This is a genomic window from Kribbella sp. NPDC050124 (assembly GCF_044460355.1).
Taxonomy (GTDB): domain Bacteria; phylum Actinomycetota; class Actinomycetes; order Propionibacteriales; family Kribbellaceae; genus Kribbella.
Genome location: NZ_JBITJU010000001.1, coordinates 686,450 through 711,517, shown reverse-complemented (window position 1 = coordinate 711,517; position 25,068 = coordinate 686,450). Strand labels below are relative to the sequence as shown.

Below are 25,068 nucleotides of genomic sequence, written 5' to 3'. Positions count from 1 at the left end.
GCATGCGGGCTGTGGACTGTGTGGGTGGGTTGATTCGGGACGAGCAGTGTCGGGTTTATGTGCAGCGGCGGGCGGTGGGGCGGCGGTTGTTGCCGGGGATTTGGGATGTGGTGGGCGGGCATCTGGAGGACGGGGAGACGCCGGAGGAGGCGCTGCGGCGTGAAGTCGAGGAGGAGACGGGCTGGAAGGTCCGGGACATCGTCTGGACCGTGGCCGACTGGGAGTGGGAGTACGACGGCCGCGTACGGCGTGAGCTCGACTACCTCGTCACCGTCGACGGCGACCTGACCCGGCCGCAGCTCGAAGCGGGCAAGCATGACGCGGGCGCCTGGGTCGGGCCGGACGACCTCGAACTGATGATGGTGAACCGCACCGACGGCGACCGCCGGCTGCGCGACATCGTGGCGCACGTGGTCCGCACCCGCTTCACCGACCGCCTCCGCCTCGAACCGCTGACCGGCCCAGGCGAGGTCCTGCCCGGACATGCCGCGGACCTGGTCACGCTGCACGCCGACCCGTGGGTCGCCCACTGGTACGCCGAGACGCTTGACGAGCAGGACGCCGTACGGCGGGCCACCAAGGCGCAGGCCCGTTGGGAGGCCGACGGTGTGCAGAAGTGGATGGCGTACGAGCGTGACAGCGGAGCGCTCGCCGGACGGGGTGGCCTATCCCGGATACCGGCGGACAGCCCGGTCGCAGCAGCCATCAGCAACCTGGTCGGACCGGACTGGGCCACCGACCGCCTGGAGCTCGGGTGGGCACTCGCAGCGCCGGCACGCGGCCGCGGTCTGGCGACCGAGATCGGGCGTGCGGGGCTGGAGTTCGCGTTCCGCACGCTGCAGGCGACGAAGGTGATCGCGTTCACCGAGCAGCACAACCTGGCGTCGCGCGCGGTCATGGAGCGCCTCGGCATGACCTACGCCGGTGAGATCACCGCGGAAGGCTTGGTCGAGGGCACGAGCGACGTCCGCCCGGACGTGCCCTTCGCTGTCTACGTCACCGGACCCGAAGCGGAAATCTAGCCGTCCAACGCGGTCACGAACCGGCTCAGTAGGTCCGCGAATGTCTGCCGCTCACCGTCCGTCCAGTCCGCCATCGCCTGACCGAACCGCTCCCGCCGGTACTCGTGCACCCACTCCAGCTGCCGTCGACCGTCCTCAGTCAGCACCAGGTTCGTACGACGGCCGTCCGCTTGGTCGGCCTCCCGTCGTACCAGGCCTGCCGAGACCGCGGCGGCGACCAGCTTGCTGGCCCGCGGCTGGTCCACACCGAGCGCGGTCGCGACCCCGTTGACGCCGATCGGGTCCGCTCCGGCCGCCTCGAGCGCGTCGAGGACCTCCTGGACCGGGTCCGGTCCACCGGACTGCACGGCGATGGTACGGCGGGTCTGCCGCCGGCGGACCGCGATCATCGCCGACTCCACCACGGCCACCGGATCCAGGTTGTCCACAGCAACTCCCCGAAGCTTGTCCACAGCCCGATCGAGATATATGTTCATTGACATGTATATGTCAGATGACAACAAGCCTATCGGGTGGTGGCTCAAAGAGGTGGACCGCCTGCTGGAGGCGTCGTTCGAGCAACTCCTCGCCGCGGACGGACTGACCCGACGGCAGTGGCAGGCGCTGAACGCGGCCACCGGACCGGAGCCGATCGCGGTCGCCCTCGCGCCGTTCCTGACCGACCCGGACGAGCTGAGCGCCGCCGTCGACCCGCTGACCGCACGCGGCTGGCTGCTGGACGGGAGCCTGACGGCCGCGGGTCGGGCTGCGCTGGAGGGGCTCGGAGTCAAGGTCCAGGCGCAGCGCGAGCGGGTGACGGCGGGAATCACCGGCGCGGAGTACGCGGCGACGATCGGCGTACTGCAGAAACTGGCCGGCAATCTGAGGGGCTCCGCGGTGTGACCGCCCAGGCGCGGCGGTCACACTGCGGAGCCGGCCACCTCGGGGGGCGGCTCGTGGTGAGGTGTCACGAGCCACACGGTGTCCTACCGCCCAGGACACTCCCCGCCTGGCCCGAGGTGTCGGCCAGGAGGTGGTTGGAACGGCTGGGCGGCGGCGATACAGGGACTCAGCCGCCAGGCCCAGCCGGGTCGGTGGGCGGTGCGGTCCGGAGCTGAGGAGTGCTCCGGACCGCACCTTGGGTTTCGCCCGGGACTGAGGAGTGCCCCGGACCTTCCAGGTGCTGCTCCTGGACGTGAGGAGACTCCAGGACGCAGCGGACCGGGTCTGAGGAGGACCCGGAAATTCAGGTTTTCAGTCGGTGCTGTCGAGTGGACCGAGTACGTCGTTGGTGACCCGGAGGCCGGCGAAACGCCTCCGCATCGCCTGCTCGTAGCGAGCCGCCAGCGGCGCCTCCGCGACGTACTGCGCGATCACATGCTCGCCGAACCAGACCCGCACCCTTCGGCGGTGCTGTCTCGACGTCATTTCCGCGATGGTCACTACCTCTCACCCCGTAACTCTGAGACCTTGCAACCAGTTGGACTTACTGGTTGTCATGGCAGTAATGGTGCACGAGCCCAACGTGACCGCTCTAGGACCTGGACCGGACCTTTGCCGGACCTCTTCCGGACCTCTCGCGGACATCTGGGGGACAGCACCTTGTCGTGAAGCATCAGTCGAGACAACGTCTGAACCGACGTGAACAGGAGGAACGATGGCGGGTAGGTACGCGCCAAAGACGGTCCTGGCGCACCTGATCCAGCGCCGGAACCAGACCTACTCCGAGATCGTCGCCGAGTTCGTCGAGCTGGGTGGAACCATCACCGAGCGGCACCTGCGTCGCCTCGCATCGGGCGAGCGCGCGGGGACCACTCCTCAGACCCGGCGCACCCTGCAACGCATGTTCGGCAAGCCGGTCGAGGAGCTCCTCGCGCCGTACGTGCCGGAACAGGCCGCCCAGGTGGTGCCGGCACCTGCCGCGAGTGGACGGATCACGACAGGTAATGAGATGGAGGTTCTCGACATGGCTGCCAGCCGAGCGAGGGCATTTGCCCTCGCGGCCCAGTCCGGTCTCGGAAGCGAGGCCATGGAACAGGTGTACGACGATGTGCGCCACGTCGCGAAGGCATACCCGCAGCGGCCGCTGCCGGAGATCCTCGGCCAACTGGTCGAAACCCAGGATCTGATCTTCGCCCTGCTGGAGAGCCGGCAACGTCCGGAGCACCTGCGGCAGCTGTACTTCCTCGGCGGTGTGACCGGTGGTCTGCTGTCCAAGGCATCCCACGACCTCGGCAACCCGCACGCCGCCATGACCCAAGCGCGGACCGCGTTCCTCTGCGCCGACAACGCCGACCACCACGGGCTGCGCGCCTGGGTGCGCGGCCTGCAGTCGCTGGTCTCCTATTGGGCCGGCAACCCGCACGACTCGGTCCGGTACGCGCAGCTCGGCGCCGGGTACGCAGAGCAGGCCAACAGCACCACCAGCGTCTGGCTGCCAGTGAGCGAGGCCCGCGCCTGGGCGGCGCTGGGCAACCCGGAGGCGACCCGTGCGGCCCTCGAGCGCGCCGAGAACGCCTGGAACACGGTGCACAACGACGACCTGGACGACATGGGCGGCCTGTGCACGTTCGGCCGCAACCGCCAGCTGTACTACGCGGCCGACGCGCTCGCGTGGCTGCCCGGAGAGGTCGACCAGGCCGAGCGGTACTCCCGCCAGGCGGTCGACGCCTACAACGACCAGAACCACCCGGAGTGGGCGTTCGGCGACGCCGCCGGCAGCCAGGCCGCGATGGCAATCACCCGGATCGTGAGCGGTGAACTCGACGGCGCCGCGGACGCGATCGCGCCGGTGCTGGGTCTGCCGGCCGAGCGCCGTATCAACGGCGTGGTGCACTCGGCCCGCCGGGTCCACCAGGCGCTGCGGCAGTCCGGTCGCGCGGACGACGCCCGGGAGTTGCAGGAAGAGATCGAGACGTTCACCCGGACGCCGATGCAGGCGTTCCCCCGGTAGTTTCTGCCAGATGGACTCATTGACCGGAGACCTCACCACCCTGCGCGAGTTCCGGACATCAGATCTCGAGGACTACCTGGCCATCGTCAGCGACGACCGCGTCACGTCATGGATGTCGTTCGACAGCCGGGACCGGGCCGAGGCCGAGAAGGCGCTGACCGCGATCGTCGAGCGGGCAGCGCAAGACAACCGGCCGGACTACCTGCTCGCCGTCACCCGCTGGGACGACGACAAGGTGGTCGGCTTCGCCCGGCTCGGGCCGACCGGGGTAAAAGCCGTGCACCTCGGCTACGCGATCCACGCGGACCACTGGGGCCGCGGCTACGCCACCGACGCGTCCCGGGTGCTGCTGCGGTTCGCGTTCGGCCCACTCGGCAAGCACCGGGTCAGCGCGGCGATCGGCCCCGACAACGAGGCCTCGATCGCGGTCGTCAAGCGGCTCGGGTTCAGCTACGAGGGCCGGATCCGGCACCACGTCTTCACCAACGGGGAGTGGCGTGACTCGTTGCTCTACTCGCTGCTGGAGCACGAGTACGCCGACCGTTCACCCGATGGACGCCCGAAGCCTTGACTTCATTTGTCATGACCAGCAAGGTTGCGCGTCATGTCGAAGCAGCAGGTGCCGGAGTGGGCCGATCCGGAGGTGCCTGAAGAGGCACTGGACGCGCAGGGGGTGTCCCGGCGGAACCTGATCCGCGGCGCCGGGCTGCTGGGAGCAGGCTTCGCCGCGACAGCCGTCGGTACGACGGAAGCAGCGGCCGGCACCGACTCCGGCAATGACCCCGACCTGGTCTACCTGGTCGGGGACCACCATGTGCACAGCCGCTACAGCCATGACGCGAAGTACGACTTCAGCCAACTGGCGCAGCGGGGCGCGCAGTTCGGGCTGGACTGGATGGCGTTCACCGAGCACAGCAACTTCGGCCATGCCGACAAGGGCGCCGCGGCCGAGAACGCCGAGGTGCTGAAGGCCCGGGCCGAGAATCCGCGGATGCTGATCTTCCAAGGCCTCGAGTGGTACATCCCCGCTGCCGAGCACGGTACCGTCCTGGTCGCTCCAGGCCCGAACAACGTGCCCCTGCTCCAGCAGTTCGAACGCGAGTACGACGGCAAGCTGACTGGGCGCGCGGCCAGCAACCCGGCGAACGAGCAGCACGCCGTCAAAGCACTGCAATGGCTGGCGGCACAGAAGCAGAGCGGGTACGTCGACGACGTACTGGTGCTCGCCAACCACCCGCTGCGGCTGGGCATCGACGCGCCGTACGAGCTGCGCGACTGGCGGGACACCGGGGTCTGCATCGGCATGGAGGGCGCTCCCGGCTCGCAAGGCGACGCGGAGCCGGCGTGGGTGGCCCACCGGGGCGCCACCAACGCCCAGCGGGGTGAGTACGTCAACGCGCCGAGCGCCAACAGCTTCCCGGGCTACCCAGCCGACGCCTACCGCACGTACGGCGGCTTCGACTGGGCCACGGCCACGGTCGGTGGGCTGTGGGACTCCCTGCTCGCCGAGGGCCGGCTGTTCTCGATCACGTCGAACAGCGACAACCACCGGACGATCTGGGACACGTGGAAGGACGGGGAGTTCCCGCCCGGCGAGAACTTCGACAGCCTTGGCTGGAAGCCGTCGCCGACGGACTCCGGTGTGCCGCAGCCCGGCAGCGACTTCTGGCCGGGTCAGTTCAGCCGCACCCACGTCGGCGTGATGCAGTACGGCTACCTCGAGGTGATGGCCGCACTGCGGGCCGGTCGTGTCTGGGTCGACCACGGTCAACTGGTGGACGGCATCGACGTACGGCTCGCTCCGGTCGGCGCAGCGCAGCGTGGTGTGACGCTCGGCGGGCGCCTGCGGGTCCACCGGGGTCAGCGGTTGGAGCTACGCGTCACGGTGACCAGTGCGACCCGGCCGAACCTCCACGGCGTACTGCCGAAGCTGGCACACGTCGACGTGATCCGTGGCGTCGTGACCGGGCCGGCAGCATCCAGAGACAGCTGGAAGGCTCCGGACACGCGAGTGGTCGAGCAGGTCGACGTACGACGGAAGTCCGGCACCTACACGCTGCGCATCCCGCTGGGCAAGGCAGAGCACTCGCACTACGTACGGGTGCGGGGCAGCGACGGCAGGCGGAACGGACCTGGGTACCTGGGCAGCCGCATCGACCCGGCGGGCCCGATCCAGCACCCGACCAACGACGGCGACCCATGGCTGGACACCTGGCTCTACACCAACCCAGTCTTTGTCGACGTGGTGTGACACTGGGGGCATGGCTGTATTGATGCCGCGCCTCCGGCGCGGCGGGTCATGGGGCTGGAACTCCCGGCCTTCCCTCGTCACTCCAGTCGCTTCGCTCCCTCCGCTCCTCAGTCCAGGCCGGGAGGCCCCATGACCGGCACCATCGCAGGACCGCTTGACCCGTTGAGGGACGGGTTGGCGCGGATGATCATGACGAAGGTGGCCGGGCCGAACCCGGCCGCTGAGCGGAACCGGGTGCACAACACACCGGGACCGCGCTGGTTCGAACCGGACCGGCCGATCCGCCGGGTGCATGGGGATGCCGCGATGTTCGCCGGTGGGCTCCGGGCGTTGCTGCTGCAGTCGCTGCACCCACTGGCGATGGCGGCTGTGTCGGCACACTCCGGCTACCGAGGCGATCCGTGGGGACGGTTGCGCCGTACCAGCTACTTCCTGGCCATCACGACGTACGGCGCTGTCCCGGACGCCGAGGAGGCGATCGCCCGGGTCAAGGGCGTGCATGAGCGGGTGCGCGGGACCAGTCCGGACGGTGTGAAGTACCGGGCGTCCGACCCGCACCTCCTGAAGTGGGTGCATGTCGCCGAGGTGGACAGCTTCCTCGCCGCCCACCAGCGGTACGGCGTGCAGCCGCTCGACGCAGCCGAGCAGGACCTGTACGTCGAGGACGCCGCACTGGTCGCCCGCAAGCTCGGTGTGGTCGACCCACCGACCACAGTGGCCGAGCTACGCGACCTACTCGACGAGTACCGTCCCGAGCTGCGCGGCACCACCGAGGCCCGTCAGGCTGCCCGCTTCATGCTCGTGCACCCGCCGGTGCCGATGGTCGCGCGCCCGGCGTACGGCGTCCTCACCGCAGCCGCGGTCGGATTGTTGCCGTGGTGGACGCGGTGGCCGCTGCGGCTGCCGTACCTGCCCTTGGCCGAGGCAACCGTCGTCCGCGCGGCCGGCGAAGGGCTCACGTGGACGATTCGGTGGGCACTGACGTCGCCCATCCTGGGAAATATCGAGGTCTAGCGCCCGACTCGCCGGTAGGTTGTTCTCGTGCCGCTGCGTCCGCATCGATCACTCCCGTTGGCCACACCGGCGGGAGTCGAGGTGCTGACCAGGATCCTGACCCAGGGCCCGATCCCGCGCGTGGAGATCGCCCGCCGGACCGGGCTGTCCCAGGCGGCGGTCACCAAGGCCGTCGCGCCGCTGATCGAGGCCGGGTTCGTCACCGACCAGCCCGCAACGCCGATCGAGGCGGACAACCAGCTCGGCATCGGCCGGCCGGTCAGCCCGCTGACCGTGGTTCGCAACAGCGTCTCGGTGATCGGGATCAAGGTCACGCCCACTGCCCTGATCGGCGTCACCACTGACTTCACCGCCGGGATCCTGACCGTCAAGCACCGGCCGTTGAAGGACCCCAAGCCGGACAGCGTGATCGAGCGGCTCGCGGAGCTGGCCAAGGAGTTGATGTCGGACGAGGTCGAGGCCGGCCCGTTGATCGGGATCGGTGTCGCCGTGTCCGGTGACGTCGATGCGCGGCACGGCGTCGTGCGGCACTCGCCGCTGATGGGCTGGCGGGACGTCTCGGTCGCGGACTTGCTGGGCAGCCGCCTGAAGGTGCCGATCCTGGTGACGAACGACGTCCGCGCGCTGACCGTGGCCGAGCAGTGGTTCGGGGTCGGGGTGGACGCCGACTCGTTCGCGGTCGTCACGATCGGGTCCGGGATCGGCTGCGGCCTCTACATCAACGGCGAGGTCGTGTCCGGGGCGTACGGCGTTTCCGGTGAGCTCGGCCACCTTCCGCTGGCTCCCGGCGACCTGGTCTGCACCTGCGGACGGCGGGGCTGTGTGGAGACGGTCGCTTCGTCGGACGCCATCCTGGCCCGGACCCGGAAGACAACTAGGCGGCGGGACCTGGACCTGGCCGGGGCGATCAAGCTCGCGCACGAAGGCGACGAGCATGCGCGGGAGGCCTTCGACCGGGCCGGTGAGGTGATCGGTTCGGCCGTGTCCGCGATGGTCAACCTGGTCGGGCCGGAGCTCGTGGTGATCGCCGGCGAAGGTGTGGCCGAGTACGACCTGTACGAGGAGCGGATGCGGCGGGCGTTCGCCGAGCACGCGTTCGGCGCTGCCGGGGACTGCCGGCTGATGCTGCGCTCACACACCTTCGACGACTGGGCCCGCGGCGCAGCCGCCACCGTGATCCGCTCGTACGTCCGCGGCGAGCCACCCCTGCAGCGCTCGGAACGCTGAGGGGTCGGGCCCGCGAGCGAATGCACGGACCCAACCCCTCGCGGGCGGTCAACAGCGGGCTGTCAACTGCGGGCGGCGGCCAGGATCTTGCGCCAGACCTTCTTGTACGACTCCAGGCCGTCGGCCGCGAGCGGGCCGGTCGGGCCCGCGGTGATCGACACCCGCTCCGGGATCGTGCCCCAGACCGGGATGCCTTCCTGGGCGTACTGCTGCATCGCGTCCTGGTAGCTGCGGGTGTACGTCCGGGCCGAGCAGATCACCAGGCCGACCGGGATGTGGTCCGGAACCAGGTCCAGCACCGCCTTCACCCGAGGCGTCTCGACACCGCCGATCCGGGTCGGCAGCACCACGATCCGGGCCCGCTCGAGCGCCTTGTTCAGCAACCGCTCGTGGGACGGCGGCATGTCCACGATGCCGATGCCCTCCGGCGGCACCTTGTCCAGGGCCTTGTTCAGCAGACGCTCGGTCGGCGCCTCCTCGACCTCGACCCGGGTCAGGTGACTGTCCTCGGAATCCGCGACCCAGTCGGCAGCGCTGCCCTGCGGATCGGCGTCGACCAGAGTGGATGTGCGACGGTTGGAAGATGCCAGCGCGGCCAAGTACACCGACGTGGTTGTCTTACCGACCCCGCCCTTCAGTGCAGCTGTCACGATGATCATGGGACCGACGCTACCTGGTTTTGTCCGAAATCCGGCGTGTCGTCGGCGTTGCTCCCGCAGATCGTGATAGTTGCCCCCGGCCCGTGTGAACAAGCTCAAGCGGCCTTCAGCCTGAATCCTTTCGGGGCCGGCCCGCCTCTTACCCCCGTATCGACCACGACCTGGAGGTAGGAATGACCGTCACGCTCGCCGTTGCCATCGCTGCCGGAGTGGTGCTGCTCTGCACCTGCAGCTTCGTCGTACTGCGTCGTCGCGGGCGGGCCCGTGGCTGACTCGGCCTGGCCCGACGACCTGCTGATCGTCGCCGCCCAGGACGGCGACGTCGACGCGCTCACGGCGTTGGTCGCCGGCTCGCACCCGACCGTACGGCGCTTCGCCCACTCCCTCTGCGCCACGCCGGAGGACGCCGAGGACGCAGCGCAGGAGGCCCTGATCATCCTGTACCGCAAGGTCGGGATGCTCCGGGCCACCGGCGCGCTGACGTCGTGGATGTTCCGGATCGTCCGCAACGAGTGCCTGCGCCGCGCCCGCAGGATGGTGCGGGACCAGCCCCTCGCCCGGGACACCGTCACCTCGTCGGCCGAGGACGAGGTGCTGCGGCAACTGGAAGCGGCCGAGGTGGCGGCGGCGATCGCCGCCTTGCCTCCGGACCAGCGCCACGTGCTGATCATGCGGGACGTCCAGGGCTACAGCGGACCCATGGTCGCCGACGCACTGGGCCTCAGCACGGCCGCGATGAAGTCACGTCTGCACCGTGCTCGCTCGGCGGTCCGGGAGACCTTGGGAGACAAGCGATGACCGACTTCGCCAGTACGTCGCTGGTCCGGCATCTGGCCCGTGGTGCGGTCGGTTTCGGCGGGCTGATCGCTGCGTTCGCGCTCCTGCCCGTCACCGGAATGGTCAGCCTGCTGCTTCTGCCGCTCGGTGTCGTCGCGTTGCGCGGATGCCCGATGTGCTGGGCGATCGGCCTGGTCCAGACGATCTCCCGCGGTCGGCTCCAGCGCACCTGCGACGACGGCCGGTGCAGGCTGACCGTGTCATCAGACTGACGGTTTGCGGATCACCTCGATCAGGGAGCTGAGGCCGTCCGGGCCGTGGCCGGCTGCGTCGGCGCGGGCGAAGATGGCCGCGACGGCGCGCGGCACACCCGAGTCGAGACCGACTTCGTCGAACGCCTGCACGACGTGTTCGGCGCCGACTGCCTGCATGTGCAGGTTGTTCTCCCCGCCCGGGTACTCACCCTTCTCGAGTTCCGCGGTGAGGATCCGCAGGAAGCCCATCGGCCCGTCCTCGGCCAGGTCGCGCAGCATCGTCTCGGCGTACGGGCGGACCCGCTCGGCTGCACCGACCAGCGCCGTCGAGTAGAAGTAGCTGATCAGCGTGCTCCAGAAGATGTTCAGCATGGCCTGGTAGTAGAGCATCGCCAGACCCGGGTCGGTGCCCATGTGGTCGGCCCGGCCCAGCACCTCGAGCGTCTCCCGGTGCGCCTCGACCGGCTCGACGGGACCGCTGTAGAACACGTACGCGCCCGGCTGCCCGATGCCCGGCGGCGGGACCATGATGCCGCCGGTCACCAGCGTGCCGCCGCGTTCGGCGACGGACCGGCTCGCCGACCGCAGCCGCTCCGGGCTGTCCGAACTGAGGTTGACCAGCACCTTCCCGGCGAGATCCACACCCGCCAGGGAGTCGTCCATGGCGGTGTAGTCGACCTGGCTGATCACCACCAGGTTGCTCGCGGCCACCGCCTCCGCCGCGGTCGCCGCCTCCACCGCACCGGCCGCGACCAGCTTGGCCGCCTTGCCCGCGGTCCGGTTCCAGACGGTGGTCGGGTGCCCGGCGGCGCGGAAGACCTCGGCCATGGTGGATCCCATCGCGCCGAGGCCGATCACTGTGACTGCTTCTCGAGAACTCATGCGCCGATCGTGCGAAACCCCGCTACGGGTTTACTACGGCTATGTACTTCGGCGTGCTGGGCCCCCTCGTGGTCAGGACGGATGCCGGTGCGCCGGTCGCCGTACCCGACACCAAGGTGCGCACGCTGCTGCTCGACCTGCTCGTCCACAACGGCCGGCCCGTCACGGCGGATCGTCTGATCGAGGACCTCTGGGGCGACCGTCCGCCGCGCAACGCCACCGGGACGCTCCAGGCCCGGATCTCCCAGCTCCGTACGGCGCTCGACCGAGCCGAACCGGGCAGCCGCGCCCTCGTCGCCCACGGCCCGGCCGGCTACACGCTCACCGCGGAGGTTGTCGACAGCAACATCTTCGAGGAACTCGTCGCCGCCGGCCGGCTCCGGGAGGCACTCGACCTCTGGCGCGGGCCCGCCTACGCCGACGTACCCGACCACGAGTTCGCCCGCGCCGCTCGCGACCGTCTCGAAGAGCTCTGGCTGTCCACGACCGAGGACCTGCTGGAGCAGACCGACGACCCACTCCCCGAGCTGACCCACCTCATCCGTCGCCACCCGTTGCGCGAGCGCCTTCGCGCCCTGCAGATGCGCGCGCTGTACCGGGCGGGTCGCCAAGACGAGGCTCTGCGGTCGTACGACGACCTGCGCCGAGCACTCGCGGACGAGCTCGGCGCCGACCCCGGACCGGAGCTGGTCGAGTTGCACGCAGCGATCCTGCGTCACGACCCGTCTCTGCAACCGTCCAGACTTCCCGCTCCGCTCAACAACCTGATCGGTCGCGCCGCAGCCGTCGAGAACGTAACTGCACTGCTCCGGCAGCACCGCCTGCTCACCTTGGTGGGACCAGGCGGCGTCGGCAAGACCCGCCTTGCCCTGGAGGTGGGTCGCGCCCACCTGGGCGAGACGCGACTGGTGGAGCTCGCTCCGCTCCGGCAGGACGATGTACTGGAAGCACTGGCAACAGCAGTAGGTCTCCGGGACGAGTCGGACGACCTGCTGGCCCGCCTGATCGAGTCACTTGGGGCGAGACCGGTCCTACTCATTCTCGACAACTGCGAGCACCTGGACGTTGCCGACCTCGTGCAGCGGCTGCTGAGCGGTGTACCGAGGTTGCGCGTCCTCGCGACCAGCCGGGAGCCGCTGGGTCTTCCCGGTGAGCGTGTCCTGGATGTCGATCCGCTCGAGCTGCAGGCGGCGGCCGATCTGTTCACAGCGCGCGCTGGGGTCGACGACTCGGAGGCGGTCAGAGCGATCTGCAGGCGGCTGGATGGCATACCGCTGGCGTTGGAGCTTGCGGCGACGCGCGTACGGGCGCTGGGAGTGCAGGGCCTCGCGGACCGGTTGGACGACCGGTTCCGGCTGCTGTCCGGCGGTCGCGGCGTACCGGAGCGGCAGCGGACGCTGCGGGCAACCATCGACTGGAGCTGGGACCTGCTGGACGACGACGAGCGGGCCATGCTGCGCCGGCTGGCCGTGCACGCCGGCACCTTCTCGCTGGAGGCGGCTGCTGAGGTCAGCCAGCAGGACGTGCTGCTGCCCCTTGTCGACAAATCTCTAGTGGTCGCGAGCGGCGGCCGTTACCGGCTGCTGGAGTCCGTCGCGGCCTACAGCTTGGAGCGACTCGAGGAAGCCGGTGAGGTCGAGGCGACCAGGCAGCGTCATGCGGAGTACTACCTCACGCTGGCCCAACGCGCCGAGTTGCGTGGTCCACAGCAACGCGCCTGGCTTCATCGCCTCGACCAGGAGGCGGCCAACTTCCGGACCGCCCTGGAAGTCGCTCCATCGCTCAAGCTCGTCAACGCACTCGCCTGGTACTGGTACCTGCGCGGCCGACTGGGTGAGGCAAGGCGGTCCATCGCGGCGGCACTCGCCGTACCCGGTCAGGATCCGGCGGATCGGGCGACCGCGACCGTCTGGCAGGTCGGGATGACCGCAACCGATGCCAAGGGCACCAACCTGGCCGCAGCCGCCGACGACGCGCTGGCGCTGGCCGGCGACGATCCGCACGCACTGTGGTTCCTGACCACGACGCAGTGGGCGTACGGCGATGCCGCCGTACTGATGCAGCGCATCGACCAAGCGATCGACGCGTTCACCAGGCAGGGCGACCGCTGGGGACTGGCCGCCGCTCTCAGCACGCGGGCGCAGCTCAACATCGTGCACGCCGATCTCGACGCGATGGTGCGGGACGGTCGACGCAGCCTGGAGCTGTTCAACGAGCTCGGCGATGACTGGGGCCGGCTGCAGTCGACGTACTCGCTGATCGTGGCCGCGGAGGTCAGCGGCGACTACCCGACTGCCGAGGGCTACCTGACTGACAGCGTGCAGAAGGCGGAGGAGCTCGGACTGTGGACCGAGGTCTCGTTCCGGACCTCGGGGCTGGGCCGGATCGCCTACCTGACCGGCGACTACGACCGCGCCGACGCGCTGCACGAGCGGGCGCGACAGCTAGCGGTCGCGCAGTCCAACAGGTCGGCCGAGGAGTACGCCGAGGTCGGCCTCGGACTGTCCGCCCGCCGCCAGGGCAGGCTCGACGAGGCCGAGGCCCGCTTCACCAAGTGGCTCGACTGGCTCACTCAGGTCGGCGGCACCCCGGGGATCGCCTTCGTCCTCGCCCAACTCGGCTTCATCGCCGAACAGCGCGGCGAATTCACGAAAGCACAAGCCCTCCACCAACGCGGGTACGAAGCAGCCGTGCAGGTCGGCGACGAGCGAGCGATCGCGCTCGCCCTGGAGGGCCTGGCGGGCGCGGCCGACGATGCCGACCGCGCCGTACAACTCCTGGCCGAGGCCGAAGCGCTACGCGCCAAGGTGGGAGCCCCACTCCCCCCAGCCGAACGCATCGACGTCGAACGCATCCAGGCCCGGCTCCGCGGCAGCACCAGCTCCGCTTAGGGCCGGGGCTTGGGGAGTGCGCTCACCGGGTTACTTCCCGAGCCAGGTGTCGACCTTCGACTGGTTCTCCTTGACCCACTTCTCGGCGGCTGCGTCCGGGGTGAGCTTGTCGACCGCGATCGACCGGGCCACCGCGTTCTGGTCGTCGTTGGTCCACTGGAAGTTCTTCACCAGGTCGTACGCCGGGCTGCCCGAGTCGGCGAACTTCTTCGACACGACCTTGTCCAGGTCGTACGGCGGGTAGTCGCAGGCGATCTTGGCCGGCTCCGCGTCGCACCCGGCCTTGTACGCGGGCAGGTTGACCTTGACCAGCTTCATCTCGTTGAAGAACCACTGCGGCTCGTAGAAGTAGGCGAGCAGCGGCTTCTTGTTCTTCTCCGCGTCCCGGAAGGCCTGGATCAGCGCGGTCTCGCTGCCGCTCTGCACCACCTTGTAGTTCAGGTTCAGGTTCTTCACCAGCGCCTCGTCGTTGGTCACGTATGACGGGTCGCCGTCGAGCAACTGGCCCTTGCCACCGGACTCCGAGGTCTTGAACAGGGCGGCGTACTTGTTCAGGTTCTGCCAGTCGGTGATGTCCGGGTGCTGCTGCGCCATCCACGGCGGCACGTACCAGCCGATCACGCCCTTGACCCCGGTGGAGCCGGCCGCGACCGCGACCTTCTGCTCCTCGATGTACTTCTTCTTCAGGTCCTCGTGGCCCCAGTTCTCCAGGACGGCGTCGACCTCGCCGGTGCCGAAGCCCTGCCAGGAGATCTCCTCCTTGAGGTTCTTCTTCACCACCTTGCAGCCGAGGTCCTTGGTCGCGATGTAGGCCACCACGGCCGCGTTCGCCTCGTACCCGACCCACGGGCTGACGGCCAGGTTGAAGGTGCCGCACTCCTTCCCGTCGTCGGCGGCCGGCTGCTGCGAGCCGACCTTTTCGCCACCGCACCCGGCCAGCGCGAGTGCCACGGCCGTCAGAACGCCGGCGTACCGGAGCTTCTTCACCGCTTATCTCCTCTACTTTGGAAACTGTGGGTACGGCGAGCCGCCGCCTGCGTCACGCGGTCGAGCAGTACTCCGAGGAGGACGATAGCCAGTCCGGCGGCCAGCCCCTTGCCGTACAGCTCGCTCTGCGCGAAGCCCGCGGCCACGTCGTACCCGAGCGCGCCCGCACCGACCAGGCCACCGACGACCACCATCGACAGCACGTAGATCAGGCCCTGGTTGACCGCCAGCGTGATCGCGCGCCGCGCGACCGGCAGCTGCACCTTGCTGATCACCTGCCAGCTGCTCGACCCGACCGAGTTGGCCGCCTCCACGGTCGCCACCGGCACCGCCCTGATGCCGTCAGCAACGATCTTGGTGGTGACCGGTATGGCGAACACGACGGCGGCCGCGATCGCGGTGAACCGGCTGGTCCCGAACAGCGCCAGGAACGGCACCAGGTACACGAACGGCGGCATCGTCTGCCCGGCATCCAGCACCGGCCGGATCCAGGTGTCGACCCGGTGGTTGCGTCCGGCCCACACACCGAGCGCGAGCCCGACCGCGACCACCACGACCGTCGCGAGCAGCGTCGACGCGAGCGTGACCATGCTGTCGTGCCAGACCCCGGTCGCGACCAGCAACAACGAGCACACCGCGGCCGGGACGGCTCCACGCCAGCGCCCGAGTACGGCGGCCAGCGCGACCACGACCGCGGCGACCAGCCACCAGGGTGAGCCGGTCAGCAACGCCTCCAGCGGGTTCAGCAATCCGGTGGTCACCGCGTCCCGGACGCCGTACGTGAAGCCGCCGAAGGTGTCCTGCACCCAGGTGGTCACGTCCGAGGTGACCACCGCGATCCGCGAGCCGATGTTGACGGAGGTCGGGAACTCGGCGGCCCACACGTAGGTCCGGGAGAACCAGACCGCGATCAGCACACCGACCGCTCCCGCGCCGAGCAGGATCTTCCGGCGGATGCTCGCCGTACGCCACGGCCGGTCGCCGGCCGCGGTCGTGACCCGGTCGAGCACGATCGCGAGCACAACGATCGCCAGGCCGGCGTTGAACGCGACTCCGACGTCCAGCGTCTGCAGGGCCTTCAGGACGGTCTGGCCGAGGCCGGGCGCATCGATCAGCGCGGCCACGGTCACCATCGACAGCGCGGCCATGATGGTCTGGTTGATGCCGACGACGACCGTACTGCGGGACATCGGCAGCAGCACCTTGGTCAGCGTCTGGCCCCGAGTGGACCCGAGCGACCGGGATGCCTCGACGCTCTCCGCCGGGACGGACCTGATCGCGTGCGCGGTCAGCCGAACCGCCGGCGGCGCGGCGTAGATCAGGGTCGCGATCGTGGCCGCGGCCGGACCGATCGCGAAGAACAGCGTCAGCGGGGCGAGGTAGACGAACGTCGGCAACGTCTGCATCAGGTCGAGTACGAGCGTCGCGACCTTGAAGGCGCGATTCGACAACCCGGCCCAGATCCCCAGCGGGATCGCGACCAGCAGGGACAGCAGCACGGCCGCGATCGTCAGCGCGAGCGTGTCCATGCTCTCCTGCCACAGCCCCTGCAGCCCGACGAACACGAGCCCGCCGGCGGTCAGCAGCGCGACCTTCCAGTTGCCGAACGCCCACGCCAGGTACGCCGACACCGCGACCACGCCGAGCCAGCCGATGACGGGCACCGGCCGCCCGTACGACGCCTGCGAGAGGACGTTCTGCAGCAGCACGACGAACTGGTCGACGGCCACCCGGATCGAGTCGAAGACCGCGTTCCCCTGGCCGACGTCGTCCCGGTGATCGGTCAGCCAGCGGTGGAACGCGGTGGTCTCCTGGCCACCGAGCGCGAGCGTGTCGATCCCGCGGAGCAGGAAGTACGCCGCGACCCAGACGACGAGCAGGACGCCGACGATCACGCTGCGCCGCGGTCGCCGTACCTCGACCTCGACGTCGCTCGTGATGGCGGCCATCAGGCGTCCGCGACGACGGCGAGGATCTCCTCGTCGTCGATCACACCGAGCAGCGTGCCGTTCGAGACCACCTTGACCGGGCGGTCGGCCTCCAGCACGAGCCGGGTCGCCTCCCGGACCAGCACGTCCGGGCCGAGCTCGGGTCCGTCCAGGGGCTCCTCGGGCCGAGGCGCGCGGGCGATCCAGCGCAGGGTGAGTACGTCGGCCCGCGGTACGTCGCGGACGAAGTCGCGCACGTAGTCGTCAGCAGGCGCGCCGACCAACTCGTCGCCGGTGCCAAGCTGAACCGCCGCGCCGTCCCGCATCAGGAGGATCCGGTCGCCCAGCCGGAGCGCCTCGGACAGGTCGTGGGTGATGAAGACCATCGTCTTGCCGACTCCGCGGTGCAGCCGGACGACCTCGTTCTGCATCTCCCGCCGGATCAGCGGGTCGAGCGCGGAGAACGGCTCGTCGAACAGCAGCACGTCCGGGTCGTTGGCGAGCGCGCGAGCCAGACCGACGCGCTGCTGCATGCCGCCGGACAGCTGCTCGGGGTAGAGGTGCTCGTTGCCGGCCAGACCGACCAGGTCGATCACCTCCTGGGCGCGCCGGCGGCGATCGGGTTTGCTCTCGCCGCGGATCTCCAGGCCGTACGAGACGTTGTCGATGACTTTGCGGTGCGGGAGCAGGCCGAAGTGCTGGAACACCATCGAGAACTTGCTCCGGCGCAGCGTCCGCAGCCGCTTCTCGTCGGCCGCGCGCAGGTCCTCGCCCTCGAAGATCAGGCTGCCGGCAGTCGGTTCGATCAAACGCGTGAGACAGCGGACCAGGGTGGACTTGCCGGAGCCGGACAGCCCCATCACGACGAACACCTCACCGGGTGCCACGTCGAAGCTGAGGTTGCGGACGGCCGCCGTACAGCCGGTCCTGGCGTAGAGGGCGGCGCGGTCGAGGGCGGCGAGGTCGGGCCGGTGCGGCACCCGTTGCGCCTTCGGGCCGAACACCTTCCACAGCCCCTGGATCGACAACAGCGCGTTGCTGTCCTGCACCTCGGGATACTCGAGCTGAGCGGTCACAGGTTCACCCTCGCATCCCCGCAAGCGGATTCATCGTGAACCGCGACTGTATCCAACCCCCAGTCCCCCGGTACTCCCACGGGTGTCTGTCCCGTCAGGAACTGGGTCGGCCGGGTCTAGGGCTGGTACGGCGGGGCCTCGCCCCAGCCCCAGTGCGGCACGGGTGCTTGGGGCGGGGGCGTGGCGCCGGGCTGGGAGTTGGCGAGGGCGATCCGCGTGCCCCACTCGACGTACGCGACGAACGCGGACCGGAACTCGGGGTCGTCGGGGAGACCGGCGGGGTCGGCGCTGGCTGCGATCAGGGCAGCCCAGCGGGAGCGCTGCTCCTCGGTGAGGCCGAGGTTGAGATGGTGCTTCAGCATCGACGGGTAGCCGCCGAGCTCGTCGGTGTAGCGACTGTGCCCGCGGAAGACCTCGCCGAGCCAGATCGCCACGTGCTCCCGATGGTTCTCGCTCATGTGCGCGAACACCGGCGCGAGCAGCGGATCGGCCAGCACCTTGTCGTAGAACACCTCGGTCAGGCGGCGCAGGGCCTCGTGCCCGCCGGCCCACTCGTACAGCGTCGGAGTCGTCATGTAATTATGTAATCAAATCTTCAGGGCACCGGCGATGGTTCGCAGCACCGGGTTGATCGCGGTCTCGCCGTCCTCGGTGTCCCAGAGCACGTTCTGCAGGATCCGGCCCGCGGTCCAGCCGAGCGCCCGGTCGCGGTCGATCCCGGTCACCGCGAGCATCAGGTCGAAGCGGTCCCGGATCGCCTGGTCCAGCTCGCCGGTCGCGACCAGGTCTTCCCACCGGTTCCACAGCACCGGGAAGACGTCGAACCCCGGGTCGCCGGCGAGCGGCTTCGGGTCGATCACGAGCCACGGCTGCCGCTGCGCCGCCATCACGTTGTAGTAGTGCAGGTCCCAGTGCAGCAGCCGGTTGCCGGACTCCGGCAGCAACTCGGTCACCTGGGCGACGAAGCGCCGTACCAACTGTCGGTCGGCCGGGTCGCTCAGCAGCGGGATCATGGCGGGCGCGTCCTCGACCATCTGACCGGCGACGTCAGCGAGCCGCCGTACCCCTGCCGGCGCTTGCACCGTCATCAGGCGGGCCATCAACTCGGCGAGGATCCGGGTGGCCTCGACGTGATCGGGTACGTCGTCCAGCGTCTGCGGCTCGAGTCGCTCGAGCAGAAGGGTCGACGTCGCGGGGTCGTCCTCGAGCACCTCGACGACGTCGTCACGGCTCCAGGTCCGCAGCGCGAGTGCCTCACTCTCGCTCTCGTCGTTGACCGGCTGAAGCTTGAGCATCGCCTCGGCGCCATCCCGCCGTACAACGGGCAGAATCAGCGAGGCCTCACCGTTCAGAGCCGGTCCAGTGACCGCCAACTGCCACCGATCGAGGTACTCCGCCGCAGCCCCCGGCAACCCAGCCAGCCACTCGGGCGACCGCGCCCCATGGTTCTTCACCAGCTTCGCAGGAATCTCGATCACGCCCTGCACAGTAGGACCTTCTTAGCGAGTCTGCTTAGGTTTTCCTCGTGACCGAGATAGAGCGCCGGGATCGGCGGGTGCAGCGGGTTGTCGCGGGCATCTATTTGGGGATCCCGGTGGTGTTGCTGGGGATCGGGGTCTGGATCAGTACGGCGGGGTCGCCGGCCGTGTGGGTCGGTTGTTTGGTGCCGGTCGGGATGTTGGTGCTCGGGTGGGTGCTGCGCCGGCGGCATCGGTACCAGCCGCGGTGGTGGGCGGGAATCGGTGGGCTGTTCGGCGGGGTCGGCGGGCTGTTCGTGACGCTGTTCCCGTTGGCGGTCGGGGTTTGGTGGCCGGTGTTCCTGGTGCTGCCCGCGTTGCTGGTGGGGATCGTCGCAGGTGCTGCGCTGGCCCGGTACGCCGATCGCGTTTTGCTGGTGCCCGTCGTACCTGAGCTTGCGGACACGCCGTACGAGCTGATCTTCCGGCTGCGCGGGCTGCAGCTGACCGCGGTGCTGCTCGGTGCGGACAGCTTCACGATCCAGAGCCGTCCGGTGCTGCGCTCACAGAAGGTGGAAGACCTCGGCAAGACCTATCCGCTGAGCAGCATCACCGGCGTCTTCGAGGTCGCCCTCAGCGGCGTGGAACGCCTGAAGTTCCCCATCCCGCTACCCCACCCACCCATCGTCACCGAGGGCCCCGCCGTCATCCTCCAAGCCTCGGGCGACGACTGGGTCCTCCCCACCAACCAAGCCACCACCCTCATAGACCTCCTCAACCGCCGCCGAGCCCGTTGACCAGGACGGGTCAGGCGCCGGCCGCTTCTCGTTCCTCGCGGGCGGTTTCGGCCTTCTCCGCCTGCCAGCCGTCTTCGTTCTTACCGAGGCGCCAGTAGCCGGAGAGGGAGACGCGGTCGCGGGGGAGGGCGCGGTCGGTGAAGAGGTTCTTGCGGATGCGGAAGACGAAGCCGGCTTCGCCGTGGACGAAGATCTGGGGGTCGCCGGGTGCGAAGTCGAGCGCCTCGACGGCCGCGACCAGGGCGTCGCCGCGGGGGGAGGAGCTGCCGGAGCGGTGGAACCAGGTGACGCTCAGGTCGCCGGAGCCGTTGAACTTCTGCTCCTCGGATTCGTCCTCCACCTCGAGCAGGACGGTTGCCCGGGCGCCCGGCGGCAGCTGCTCGACCGCGGCGCCGATCGCCGGCAGCGCGCTCTCGTCGCCCACCAACAGGTGCCAGTCAGCCGCAGCGTCCGGTGCATAAGCGCCACCCGGGCCGTTGAACCAGAGCACGTCCCCCGGCTGGGCCGCCGCGGCCCACGGACCGGCCACGCCCTCGTCGCCGTGGTAGACGAAGTCGATGGTCAGCTCACGGCTGTCCTCGTCCCAGCTGCGCACCGTGTAGGTCCGCATGGTCGGCCAATGCTCGGACGGGTACGTCTCCCGGACCACACCCATGTCCAGCGGCTCCGGGTACTCGACGCCCGGCTTGCCGAACAGCAGCTTCACGTAGTGGTCGGTGAAGCCGTTGTCCACGAAGTCGTCGGAGCCGAACACGACCCGGATCATGTGCGGGGTGATCCGCTCGGTACGGCGGACGACCGCGCGCTTGCAGACGCGGTTGCGGCGAGGTGCGGGGCTGGTCACGGGACCACGGTCCTCTCGGAGTACGTCGGGCGGCCCGGTCAGGCCAGCAAGTTAGGACTACCTAACTCAGGCTAGCTCACCTGTTCCAGGCCGCCGCAACGCTCGTCTCAGAGACCGCGGATGTAGAACACCTTGCTCACCACGGACTGGAAGTTCTGGCAGGCCGGGAAGTACACCCGATACGGGATGAGCCCCTTGTACGCCGGCTGCGCGTTGACTGTGAACCGGCCGCTCAGCCGGACCGCGTTCGAGCTCACCGATCGCCACTGCGTCGCGCCGTACAGCCGCTGCAGCCAGACCTTGCAGTTGGACGGCGCCCCGCCGACCGAACCGTTGACCGGTACCACGGTCCCGACCGGAGCACTCGTCTTCGACGGCGCCGCCGTCACGTACGTCGACCGGGCCACGCCGAGCCCCAGCCCCTTGATGTCGGTCGGCTTACCGGTGATCCGCAGGCAGTTCACCCACTGCGCGTCGGCCGCCGTGTACGCCTTGGTCACCAGGCCATTCGTGCCGGTCCGGACGATGTCGCCGCCGGCGTCCTCGACGCACCCGTTGTCGATCGCCAGCAGCACCGTGATCCGGCTCCCGTACGGCTTGCCGGTCGCGGAGTCCGTGACCGCCCAGGTGATCGAGTACGGCGACCCGAGCGGCACGATCCGCGGCGACACCGCGGCTGTGATCTTCGGCAGGTGGTATCCGCTGACCGCGAGCGTGGGACCGCTGTACGGCGTCGGCTCGCTGAAGTCCCCGGGGAACGGGTACTGCCCGAACTGCACCCCGGTGACCTTGAACGTCCCGTTCGCAGTCGACGGCACGTACACCGGCCCCTCCCAAACCCCGTCCGCCGGGGTGCCGGACTTGAGCGGTAGGAGGCTCGACCACAGATACCGCGGCCACGCCGTACCACCTTGGCGCTCGAGGATGACGAAGAGCGTGCCCGCATCGCTCGGTTCTCCGGAGTACTTCGCCCTGACGGTCACCGTCACCGGCGCGAGATTGAGCCCGGACACCGCGACCGTCGGTCTGCCGAGCTCGACAGCTGTGATCGTCGTGGTCGGCGCCGCTTGCGCGGTCGGCATCACGGTCAGGAACAGCCCCACCAGCGGCGCTGCGAACAGCGCCGCCATCACTCGTCTGATCACCGTCGGCTCACGTCCCTCGGATGTAGAAGACCTTGCTCAGGCCTGCCTGGTAGCGGTTACAGGTCGGGAAGTACACGCGGTAAGGAATCAGGCCCCGATACGCCGGCTGCGCGGTCACGGTGAACCGCCCGCTCTGCCGGACGTTTCCGGAACTGACTCCGCGCCACTGCGTTGCGCCGTACAGCCGCTGCAGAATCACCGGACACCGGTACGGCGGACCGAGCACGCTGCCGTTGACCGGTACGAGCGTGCCGACCGGCGCACTCGCCTTCGACGGCACCGCAGACACGATCCCGGGTCGCGCGACCACGAGTCCGAGCCCGCTGATGTCGAACGGCTTGCCCGGGATCCGGAGGCAGTTGACCCATTCGGCGTCGGCCGCCTTGTACGACCTGGTCACGATGCCGTTCACGTCGGTCCGCAAGAGCAGCCCGCCGACCTCGGCGCACTCGGCGTCGACACCGAGCAGCACCGTGAGCCGCGTCCCGTACGGCTTGCCCGTCGCGGAGTCGGTCACCGCCCAGCGGATCGAGTACGGCGAGCCGAACGGAACCACCTTCGGCGACACGGACGCGGTCACCTTCGGCAGGTGGTACCCGGCCACCGTCACGGTCGGACCGTCGAACGGCGTCGGCTCGGTCATGTCGCCGCTGAAGACGCCGAAGGTGCGCGGCATCACGCCGGTGACCTTGAAGGTCCCGGTCGCTGTCGACGGCACGTTCAACGTCCCGGACCACACGGCGTTCTGGATGGTCGTGCCCGGCTGCAGCGCGAGGTTGGTGGAGACCATCCACCGCAGCGGTCCGGTGCCGGACGTCCGTTCCAGGACGACGTACACCGTCCGGTCCTGATCCCCCGGCTCCGTCGAGTCGTACACGCCCTTGACCCTGACCAGGATCGGCACGGTGTTCAGTCCCGAGACCGCGACCGACGTGCGGTCGACGGTGACCTCGGTGACCGTGAGGCTCGGATCCGGTGCGGCATGGGCGGTGGGCACCGGTCCGAGCAACAGCACTGGCGCTGCGAGGAGCGCCACCATTACTCGTTTCGCCCACATGCAGGCAGCGTGACAGTGGCCTGTCACGCTGCCAAGAACTCTCCCGGATCACTGCTCGATCGGGCTGATCCGGTAGACCACTTAGGTCCCGCGGATGATGAAGGCCTTGCTGACGCCGGCCTGGAAGCGGTTGCAGGTGGGGAAGTAGACGCGGTAGGGGATGTTGCCCTTGTACGCCGGCTGGGCATGCCAGGAAGCCTGACAGCGGTCTAGTGCGGAGCCAAGCGACCTGGCCGAACGCTGCGCGATCGGGTCGCACGAGTAGACCGGTTCAACCCGCGGCAGGCCAGTGTTCACCCGCCGGACACACGCCACCCGTGTCACGGACGGTTACGGTTCGCACCCTGGTCCGGTGAGCCAGGTCTTCGGTACGCCGCGATACCCGGCCTACACCGTGGATCGCCAGGACCACTTCGGCCGGCCGATCTCGGTGGACCTGCGCACTCCGGAAAGCAACTCGGTGCTGTTCACCGGCCCGCCCGGGATGGGCAAGAGCCTGGAGCTCGACCGCGCCGGGGCGCTGGCCAAGCGACAGGGCTGGCTCGCGATCCGGGCGGACGCCTCGCCCGAGGAGCCGCTCGAGTACCGGTTGTCCCGCTACCTCACCGACAACCTCGACACGATCAAGAAGCAGTACGGGCGTGGCGCCGCGAAGGAGCTCGGGAACATCGCCAAGGAGCTCGCGCCGCCCAAGCGCAAGGGTCGCCAGCACGGTGTCGAGGGGCGGTTCGGGCCGTCGCCGTTCGCACAGGCGGTGATCAAGACCCAGTGGGAGGCCGGGGACGACCCGCAGCTGCGCAAGACGCTGACCCAACTGGCCGAGCAGCTCGGTGAGATCGCGGCGAACCGCAAGCCGCCGGAGCCGGTGATGCTGCTCGTCGACAATCTGGATGTCGCCTCGGAGCGTGACCTCGCGGTGGTGACGCAGCTGTCGGAGCATCTGGAGCGGATGAAGCGGCCAGTGTTCCTGATCGCGGCGGGTGGCGAGATGTCCGCGACGCGGTTGATGGCCGCCTCCGCGGGTGAGGGCAAGATCGCGACCGGTGTCACCAGCCGGTTCGACATTCGCGAGGTCGGCCCACTGACCGATGCGGAGCTGCGCCCCGCGCTCACCGAGCCGCTGGACAACGCGCGGATCCCGTACCAGGCCGAGGCGATCGACCGGCTGGTCCGGTCGGCCAACGGCGATCCGACCCGGCTGCGCAGCCTGGCCGAGACCGCGCTGCCGATCGCCCAACAGTCCGGCGGGGTGACCGTCGACGTGGCGAAGACTGCGACGGTGGTGGTGAACGACCAGTCGCGGCACGTCTACCAGGCCACCTGGAACAACTGCACCGACTCGCAGAAGGACCTGGTCGCCAAGGTCGCCGTACACGGTCCGCACGGCATGGCGCTGCCGAGCGAGGGTGGCCTCGCCTCGATCGGGCGCTGGCAGGAACTGGACGCGGACCGCCAGCACCTGGTTGCCTCGGGCATCCTTCGGGAGGGCGGCGGCCGCCTCGCGGTCGCCAACCCGGGCATGCAGGACTGGGTCCAGACCCGCGTCGGCCAGTCCGCGGCCCACCTCGGCGTCGCGCCGCTGACCGCACCCGGCCAGGCCGCCGCGGTCGACTCCGCGCGGCCCAGTACGACGACCCGCACCTACAAGGGCATGTCGTTCGAGATCAAGAACTAGCGGCTACCGCCGGGCGCGCTCCGGGTTGCTGGGCTTCGGGATCCGGAGAGCCGGGTTGCCACGGTGGCGGCCGGCGGGTGACTGCGATGCGCGGGCGGCGCCTCGGAGCATCCAGAGGGCTAACAGGGCCGCGGCGATCAGGCCGGCTGACCGAGTCCGTGATGGCACCGGTGTGCCGTGGCCTGGGTGTGCC

At 69.4% G+C, this 25,068-nt stretch carries 25 protein-coding genes; 12 read left to right on the top strand and 13 right to left on the bottom strand.

Annotated elements, in window-relative coordinates:
• The first annotated feature begins 2 nt into the window (after window positions 1-2).
• Window positions 3-1,022: a GNAT family N-acetyltransferase gene (locus ACIBL3_RS03565; protein ID WP_396351579.1), complete on the top strand. Its 1,020-nt coding sequence runs from the start codon at window positions 3-5 to the stop codon at window positions 1,020-1,022.
• Here the strand turns inward: ACIBL3_RS03565 and ACIBL3_RS03560 are convergent.
• Entirely contained in the window at window positions 1,019-1,450 is a 432-nt protein-coding gene (locus ACIBL3_RS03560) for a MarR family winged helix-turn-helix transcriptional regulator (RefSeq protein WP_396351578.1), read from the bottom strand. The two genes, ACIBL3_RS03565 and ACIBL3_RS03560, sit on opposite strands and share 4 nt — an antisense overlap.
• 52 nt (window positions 1,451-1,502) lie before the next feature.
• Between ACIBL3_RS03560 and ACIBL3_RS03555 the strand changes: the two genes are divergently transcribed.
• Window positions 1,503-1,904 carry a MarR family winged helix-turn-helix transcriptional regulator gene (locus ACIBL3_RS03555; protein ID WP_396351577.1) on the top strand — a complete coding sequence of 134 codons (402 nt, stop codon included), beginning with the start codon at window positions 1,503-1,505 and terminating at the stop codon, window positions 1,902-1,904.
• 351 nt (window positions 1,905-2,255) lie between these two features.
• On the opposite strand, the gene ACIBL3_RS03550 is transcribed toward ACIBL3_RS03555, so the two are convergent.
• The gene (locus ACIBL3_RS03550; RefSeq protein ID WP_165553433.1) at window positions 2,256-2,429 is read right to left on the bottom strand and encodes a hypothetical protein; all 174 of its coding nucleotides are present in this window, start codon (window positions 2,427-2,429) and stop codon (window positions 2,256-2,258) included.
• Window positions 2,430-2,658: 229 nt separating this feature from the next.
• On the opposite strand from ACIBL3_RS03550, the gene ACIBL3_RS03545 reads away from it, so the two are divergent.
• The 5 genes from ACIBL3_RS03545 (at window position 2,659) to ACIBL3_RS03525 (ending at window position 8,446) form a co-directional block, all read left to right on the top strand.
• On the top strand, window positions 2,659-3,954 hold the full coding sequence (locus tag ACIBL3_RS03545; protein WP_396351576.1) for an XRE family transcriptional regulator: 1,296 nt from the start codon (window positions 2,659-2,661) through the stop codon (window positions 3,952-3,954).
• A gap of 10 nt (window positions 3,955-3,964) precedes the next feature.
• Window positions 3,965-4,525: a GNAT family N-acetyltransferase gene (locus tag ACIBL3_RS03540; protein ID WP_396351575.1), complete on the top strand. Its 561-nt coding sequence runs from the start codon at window positions 3,965-3,967 to the stop codon at window positions 4,523-4,525.
• A 33-nt stretch (window positions 4,526-4,558) separates the two neighbouring features.
• Entirely contained in the window at window positions 4,559-6,205 is a 1,647-nt protein-coding gene (locus ACIBL3_RS03535; RefSeq protein ID WP_396351574.1) for a PHP domain-containing protein, read from the top strand.
• A gap of 129 nt (window positions 6,206-6,334) precedes the next feature.
• Window positions 6,335-7,219: an oxygenase MpaB family protein gene (locus tag ACIBL3_RS03530; RefSeq protein WP_396351573.1), complete on the top strand. Its 885-nt coding sequence runs from the start codon at window positions 6,335-6,337 to the stop codon at window positions 7,217-7,219.
• A gap of 27 nt (window positions 7,220-7,246) precedes the next feature.
• Complete coding sequence (locus ACIBL3_RS03525; RefSeq protein WP_396351572.1) at window positions 7,247-8,446, top strand: ROK family protein; 1,200 nt, start codon at window positions 7,247-7,249, stop codon at window positions 8,444-8,446.
• A gap of 62 nt (window positions 8,447-8,508) precedes the next feature.
• Here ACIBL3_RS03525 and ACIBL3_RS03520 read toward each other — a convergent pair whose 3' ends face one another.
• Window positions 8,509-9,105 (bottom strand): ParA family protein, encoded by a 597-nt coding sequence (locus tag ACIBL3_RS03520; RefSeq protein WP_396351571.1) that lies wholly within the window; start codon window positions 9,103-9,105, stop codon window positions 8,509-8,511.
• A 264-nt stretch (window positions 9,106-9,369) separates the two neighbouring features.
• Between ACIBL3_RS03520 and ACIBL3_RS03515 the strand changes: the two genes are divergently transcribed.
• Both ACIBL3_RS03515 and ACIBL3_RS03510 read left to right on the top strand, forming a co-directional pair.
• Window positions 9,370-9,903, top strand: coding sequence for an RNA polymerase sigma factor (locus tag ACIBL3_RS03515; RefSeq protein WP_396351570.1), 534 nt, complete (start codon window positions 9,370-9,372; stop codon window positions 9,901-9,903).
• Entirely contained in the window at window positions 9,900-10,154 is a 255-nt protein-coding gene (locus ACIBL3_RS03510; protein WP_396351569.1) for a hypothetical protein, read from the top strand. The genes ACIBL3_RS03515 and ACIBL3_RS03510 overlap by 4 nt, the downstream gene beginning before the upstream one ends.
• Here the strand turns inward: ACIBL3_RS03510 and ACIBL3_RS03505 are convergent.
• Window positions 10,146-11,018 carry an NAD(P)-dependent oxidoreductase gene (locus tag ACIBL3_RS03505; protein WP_396351568.1) on the bottom strand — a complete coding sequence of 291 codons (873 nt, stop codon included), beginning with the start codon at window positions 11,016-11,018 and terminating at the stop codon, window positions 10,146-10,148. The genes ACIBL3_RS03510 and ACIBL3_RS03505 overlap by 9 nt on opposite strands.
• Before the next feature lie 41 nt (window positions 11,019-11,059).
• On the opposite strand from ACIBL3_RS03505, the gene ACIBL3_RS03500 reads away from it, so the two are divergent.
• A complete protein-coding gene (locus ACIBL3_RS03500) occupies window positions 11,060-13,909 on the top strand; it encodes a BTAD domain-containing putative transcriptional regulator (protein ID WP_396351567.1) in 2,850 nt (949 codons plus the stop codon).
• Between the two features lie 30 nt (window positions 13,910-13,939).
• Here the strand turns inward: ACIBL3_RS03500 and ACIBL3_RS03495 are convergent, their stop codons facing one another.
• From ACIBL3_RS03495 to ACIBL3_RS03475, 5 genes are all read right to left on the bottom strand, one after another.
• Entirely contained in the window at window positions 13,940-14,896 is a 957-nt protein-coding gene (locus ACIBL3_RS03495; RefSeq protein ID WP_396351566.1) for a glycine betaine ABC transporter substrate-binding protein, read from the bottom strand.
• Window positions 14,893-16,845: an ABC transporter permease subunit gene (locus tag ACIBL3_RS03490; protein ID WP_396351565.1), complete on the bottom strand. Its 1,953-nt coding sequence runs from the start codon at window positions 16,843-16,845 to the stop codon at window positions 14,893-14,895. Before ACIBL3_RS03490 ends, ACIBL3_RS03495 begins: the two co-directional genes overlap by 4 nt.
• On the bottom strand, window positions 16,845-17,900 hold the full coding sequence (locus ACIBL3_RS03485) for a glycine betaine/L-proline ABC transporter ATP-binding protein (RefSeq protein WP_396351564.1): 1,056 nt from the start codon (window positions 17,898-17,900) through the stop codon (window positions 16,845-16,847). The genes ACIBL3_RS03490 and ACIBL3_RS03485 overlap by 1 nt, the downstream gene beginning before the upstream one ends.
• A 116-nt stretch (window positions 17,901-18,016) precedes the next feature.
• A complete protein-coding gene (locus tag ACIBL3_RS03480; RefSeq protein WP_396351563.1) occupies window positions 18,017-18,475 on the bottom strand; it encodes a group II truncated hemoglobin in 459 nt (152 codons plus the stop codon).
• A gap of 12 nt (window positions 18,476-18,487) precedes the next feature.
• The gene (locus ACIBL3_RS03475; RefSeq protein WP_396351562.1) at window positions 18,488-19,387 is read right to left on the bottom strand and encodes an aminoglycoside phosphotransferase family protein; all 900 of its coding nucleotides are present in this window, start codon (window positions 19,385-19,387) and stop codon (window positions 18,488-18,490) included.
• Window positions 19,388-19,425: 38 nt separating this feature from the next.
• Here ACIBL3_RS03475 and ACIBL3_RS03470 point away from each other — a divergent pair, with 38 nt between their 5' ends.
• On the top strand, window positions 19,426-20,154 hold the full coding sequence (locus tag ACIBL3_RS03470; RefSeq protein WP_396351561.1) for a hypothetical protein: 729 nt from the start codon (window positions 19,426-19,428) through the stop codon (window positions 20,152-20,154).
• Window positions 20,155-20,164: 10 nt separating this feature from the next.
• Here ACIBL3_RS03470 and ACIBL3_RS03465 read toward each other — a convergent pair whose 3' ends face one another.
• From ACIBL3_RS03465 to ACIBL3_RS03450, 4 genes are all read right to left on the bottom strand, one after another.
• Window positions 20,165-20,998, bottom strand: a complete 834-nt coding sequence (locus ACIBL3_RS03465) for a siderophore-interacting protein (RefSeq protein ID WP_396351560.1) — start codon at window positions 20,996-20,998, stop codon at window positions 20,165-20,167.
• 107 nt (window positions 20,999-21,105) lie between these two features.
• Window positions 21,106-22,143 (bottom strand): hypothetical protein, encoded by a 1,038-nt coding sequence (locus tag ACIBL3_RS03460; RefSeq protein WP_396351559.1) that lies wholly within the window; start codon window positions 22,141-22,143, stop codon window positions 21,106-21,108.
• Window positions 22,144-22,150: 7 nt separating this feature from the next.
• Entirely contained in the window at window positions 22,151-23,200 is a 1,050-nt protein-coding gene (locus tag ACIBL3_RS03455) for a hypothetical protein (RefSeq protein ID WP_396351558.1), read from the bottom strand.
• Window positions 23,201-23,281: 81 nt separating this feature from the next.
• Entirely contained in the window at window positions 23,282-23,524 is a 243-nt protein-coding gene (locus ACIBL3_RS03450) for a hypothetical protein (RefSeq protein WP_396351557.1), read from the bottom strand.
• Between the two features lie 28 nt (window positions 23,525-23,552).
• On the opposite strand from ACIBL3_RS03450, the gene ACIBL3_RS03445 reads away from it, so the two are divergent.
• Window positions 23,553-24,875, top strand: a complete 1,323-nt coding sequence (locus ACIBL3_RS03445) for an ATP-binding protein (protein ID WP_396351556.1) — start codon at window positions 23,553-23,555, stop codon at window positions 24,873-24,875.
• Window positions 24,876-25,068: the final 193 nt, after the last annotated feature.

Excerpts from the sequence above, each read along its gene's own strand:
- ACIBL3_RS03545 (WP_396351576.1), top strand. The coding sequence starts at position 2,659 with ATGGCGGGTAGGTACGCGCCAAAGACGGTCCTGGCGCACCTGATCCAG.
- ACIBL3_RS03540 (WP_396351575.1), top strand. The coding sequence starts at position 3,965 with ATGGACTCATTGACCGGAGACCTCACCACCCTGCGCGAGTTCCGGACA.
- ACIBL3_RS03490 (WP_396351565.1), bottom strand. The coding sequence starts at position 16,845 with ATGGCCGCCATCACGAGCGACGTCGAGGTCGAGGTACGGCGACCGCGG.
- ACIBL3_RS03510 (WP_396351569.1), top strand. The coding sequence starts at position 9,900 with ATGACCGACTTCGCCAGTACGTCGCTGGTCCGGCATCTGGCCCGTGGT.
- ACIBL3_RS03565 (WP_396351579.1), top strand. The coding sequence starts at position 3 with ATGCGGGCTGTGGACTGTGTGGGTGGGTTGATTCGGGACGAGCAGTGT.
- ACIBL3_RS03455 (WP_396351558.1), bottom strand. The coding sequence starts at position 23,200 with ATGTGGGCGAAACGAGTAATGGTGGCGCTCCTCGCAGCGCCAGTGCTG.
- ACIBL3_RS03550 (WP_165553433.1), bottom strand. The coding sequence starts at position 2,429 with ATGACGTCGAGACAGCACCGCCGAAGGGTGCGGGTCTGGTTCGGCGAG.
- ACIBL3_RS03520 (WP_396351571.1), bottom strand. The coding sequence starts at position 9,105 with ATGATCATCGTGACAGCTGCACTGAAGGGCGGGGTCGGTAAGACAACC.
- ACIBL3_RS03505 (WP_396351568.1), bottom strand. The coding sequence starts at position 11,018 with ATGAGTTCTCGAGAAGCAGTCACAGTGATCGGCCTCGGCGCGATGGGA.
- ACIBL3_RS03555 (WP_396351577.1), top strand. The coding sequence starts at position 1,503 with ATGTATATGTCAGATGACAACAAGCCTATCGGGTGGTGGCTCAAAGAG.
- ACIBL3_RS03480 (WP_396351563.1), bottom strand. The coding sequence starts at position 18,475 with ATGACGACTCCGACGCTGTACGAGTGGGCCGGCGGGCACGAGGCCCTG.
- ACIBL3_RS03500 (WP_396351567.1), top strand. The coding sequence starts at position 11,060 with ATGTACTTCGGCGTGCTGGGCCCCCTCGTGGTCAGGACGGATGCCGGT.
- ACIBL3_RS03530 (WP_396351573.1), top strand. The coding sequence starts at position 6,335 with ATGACCGGCACCATCGCAGGACCGCTTGACCCGTTGAGGGACGGGTTG.
- ACIBL3_RS03535 (WP_396351574.1), top strand. The coding sequence starts at position 4,559 with ATGTCGAAGCAGCAGGTGCCGGAGTGGGCCGATCCGGAGGTGCCTGAA.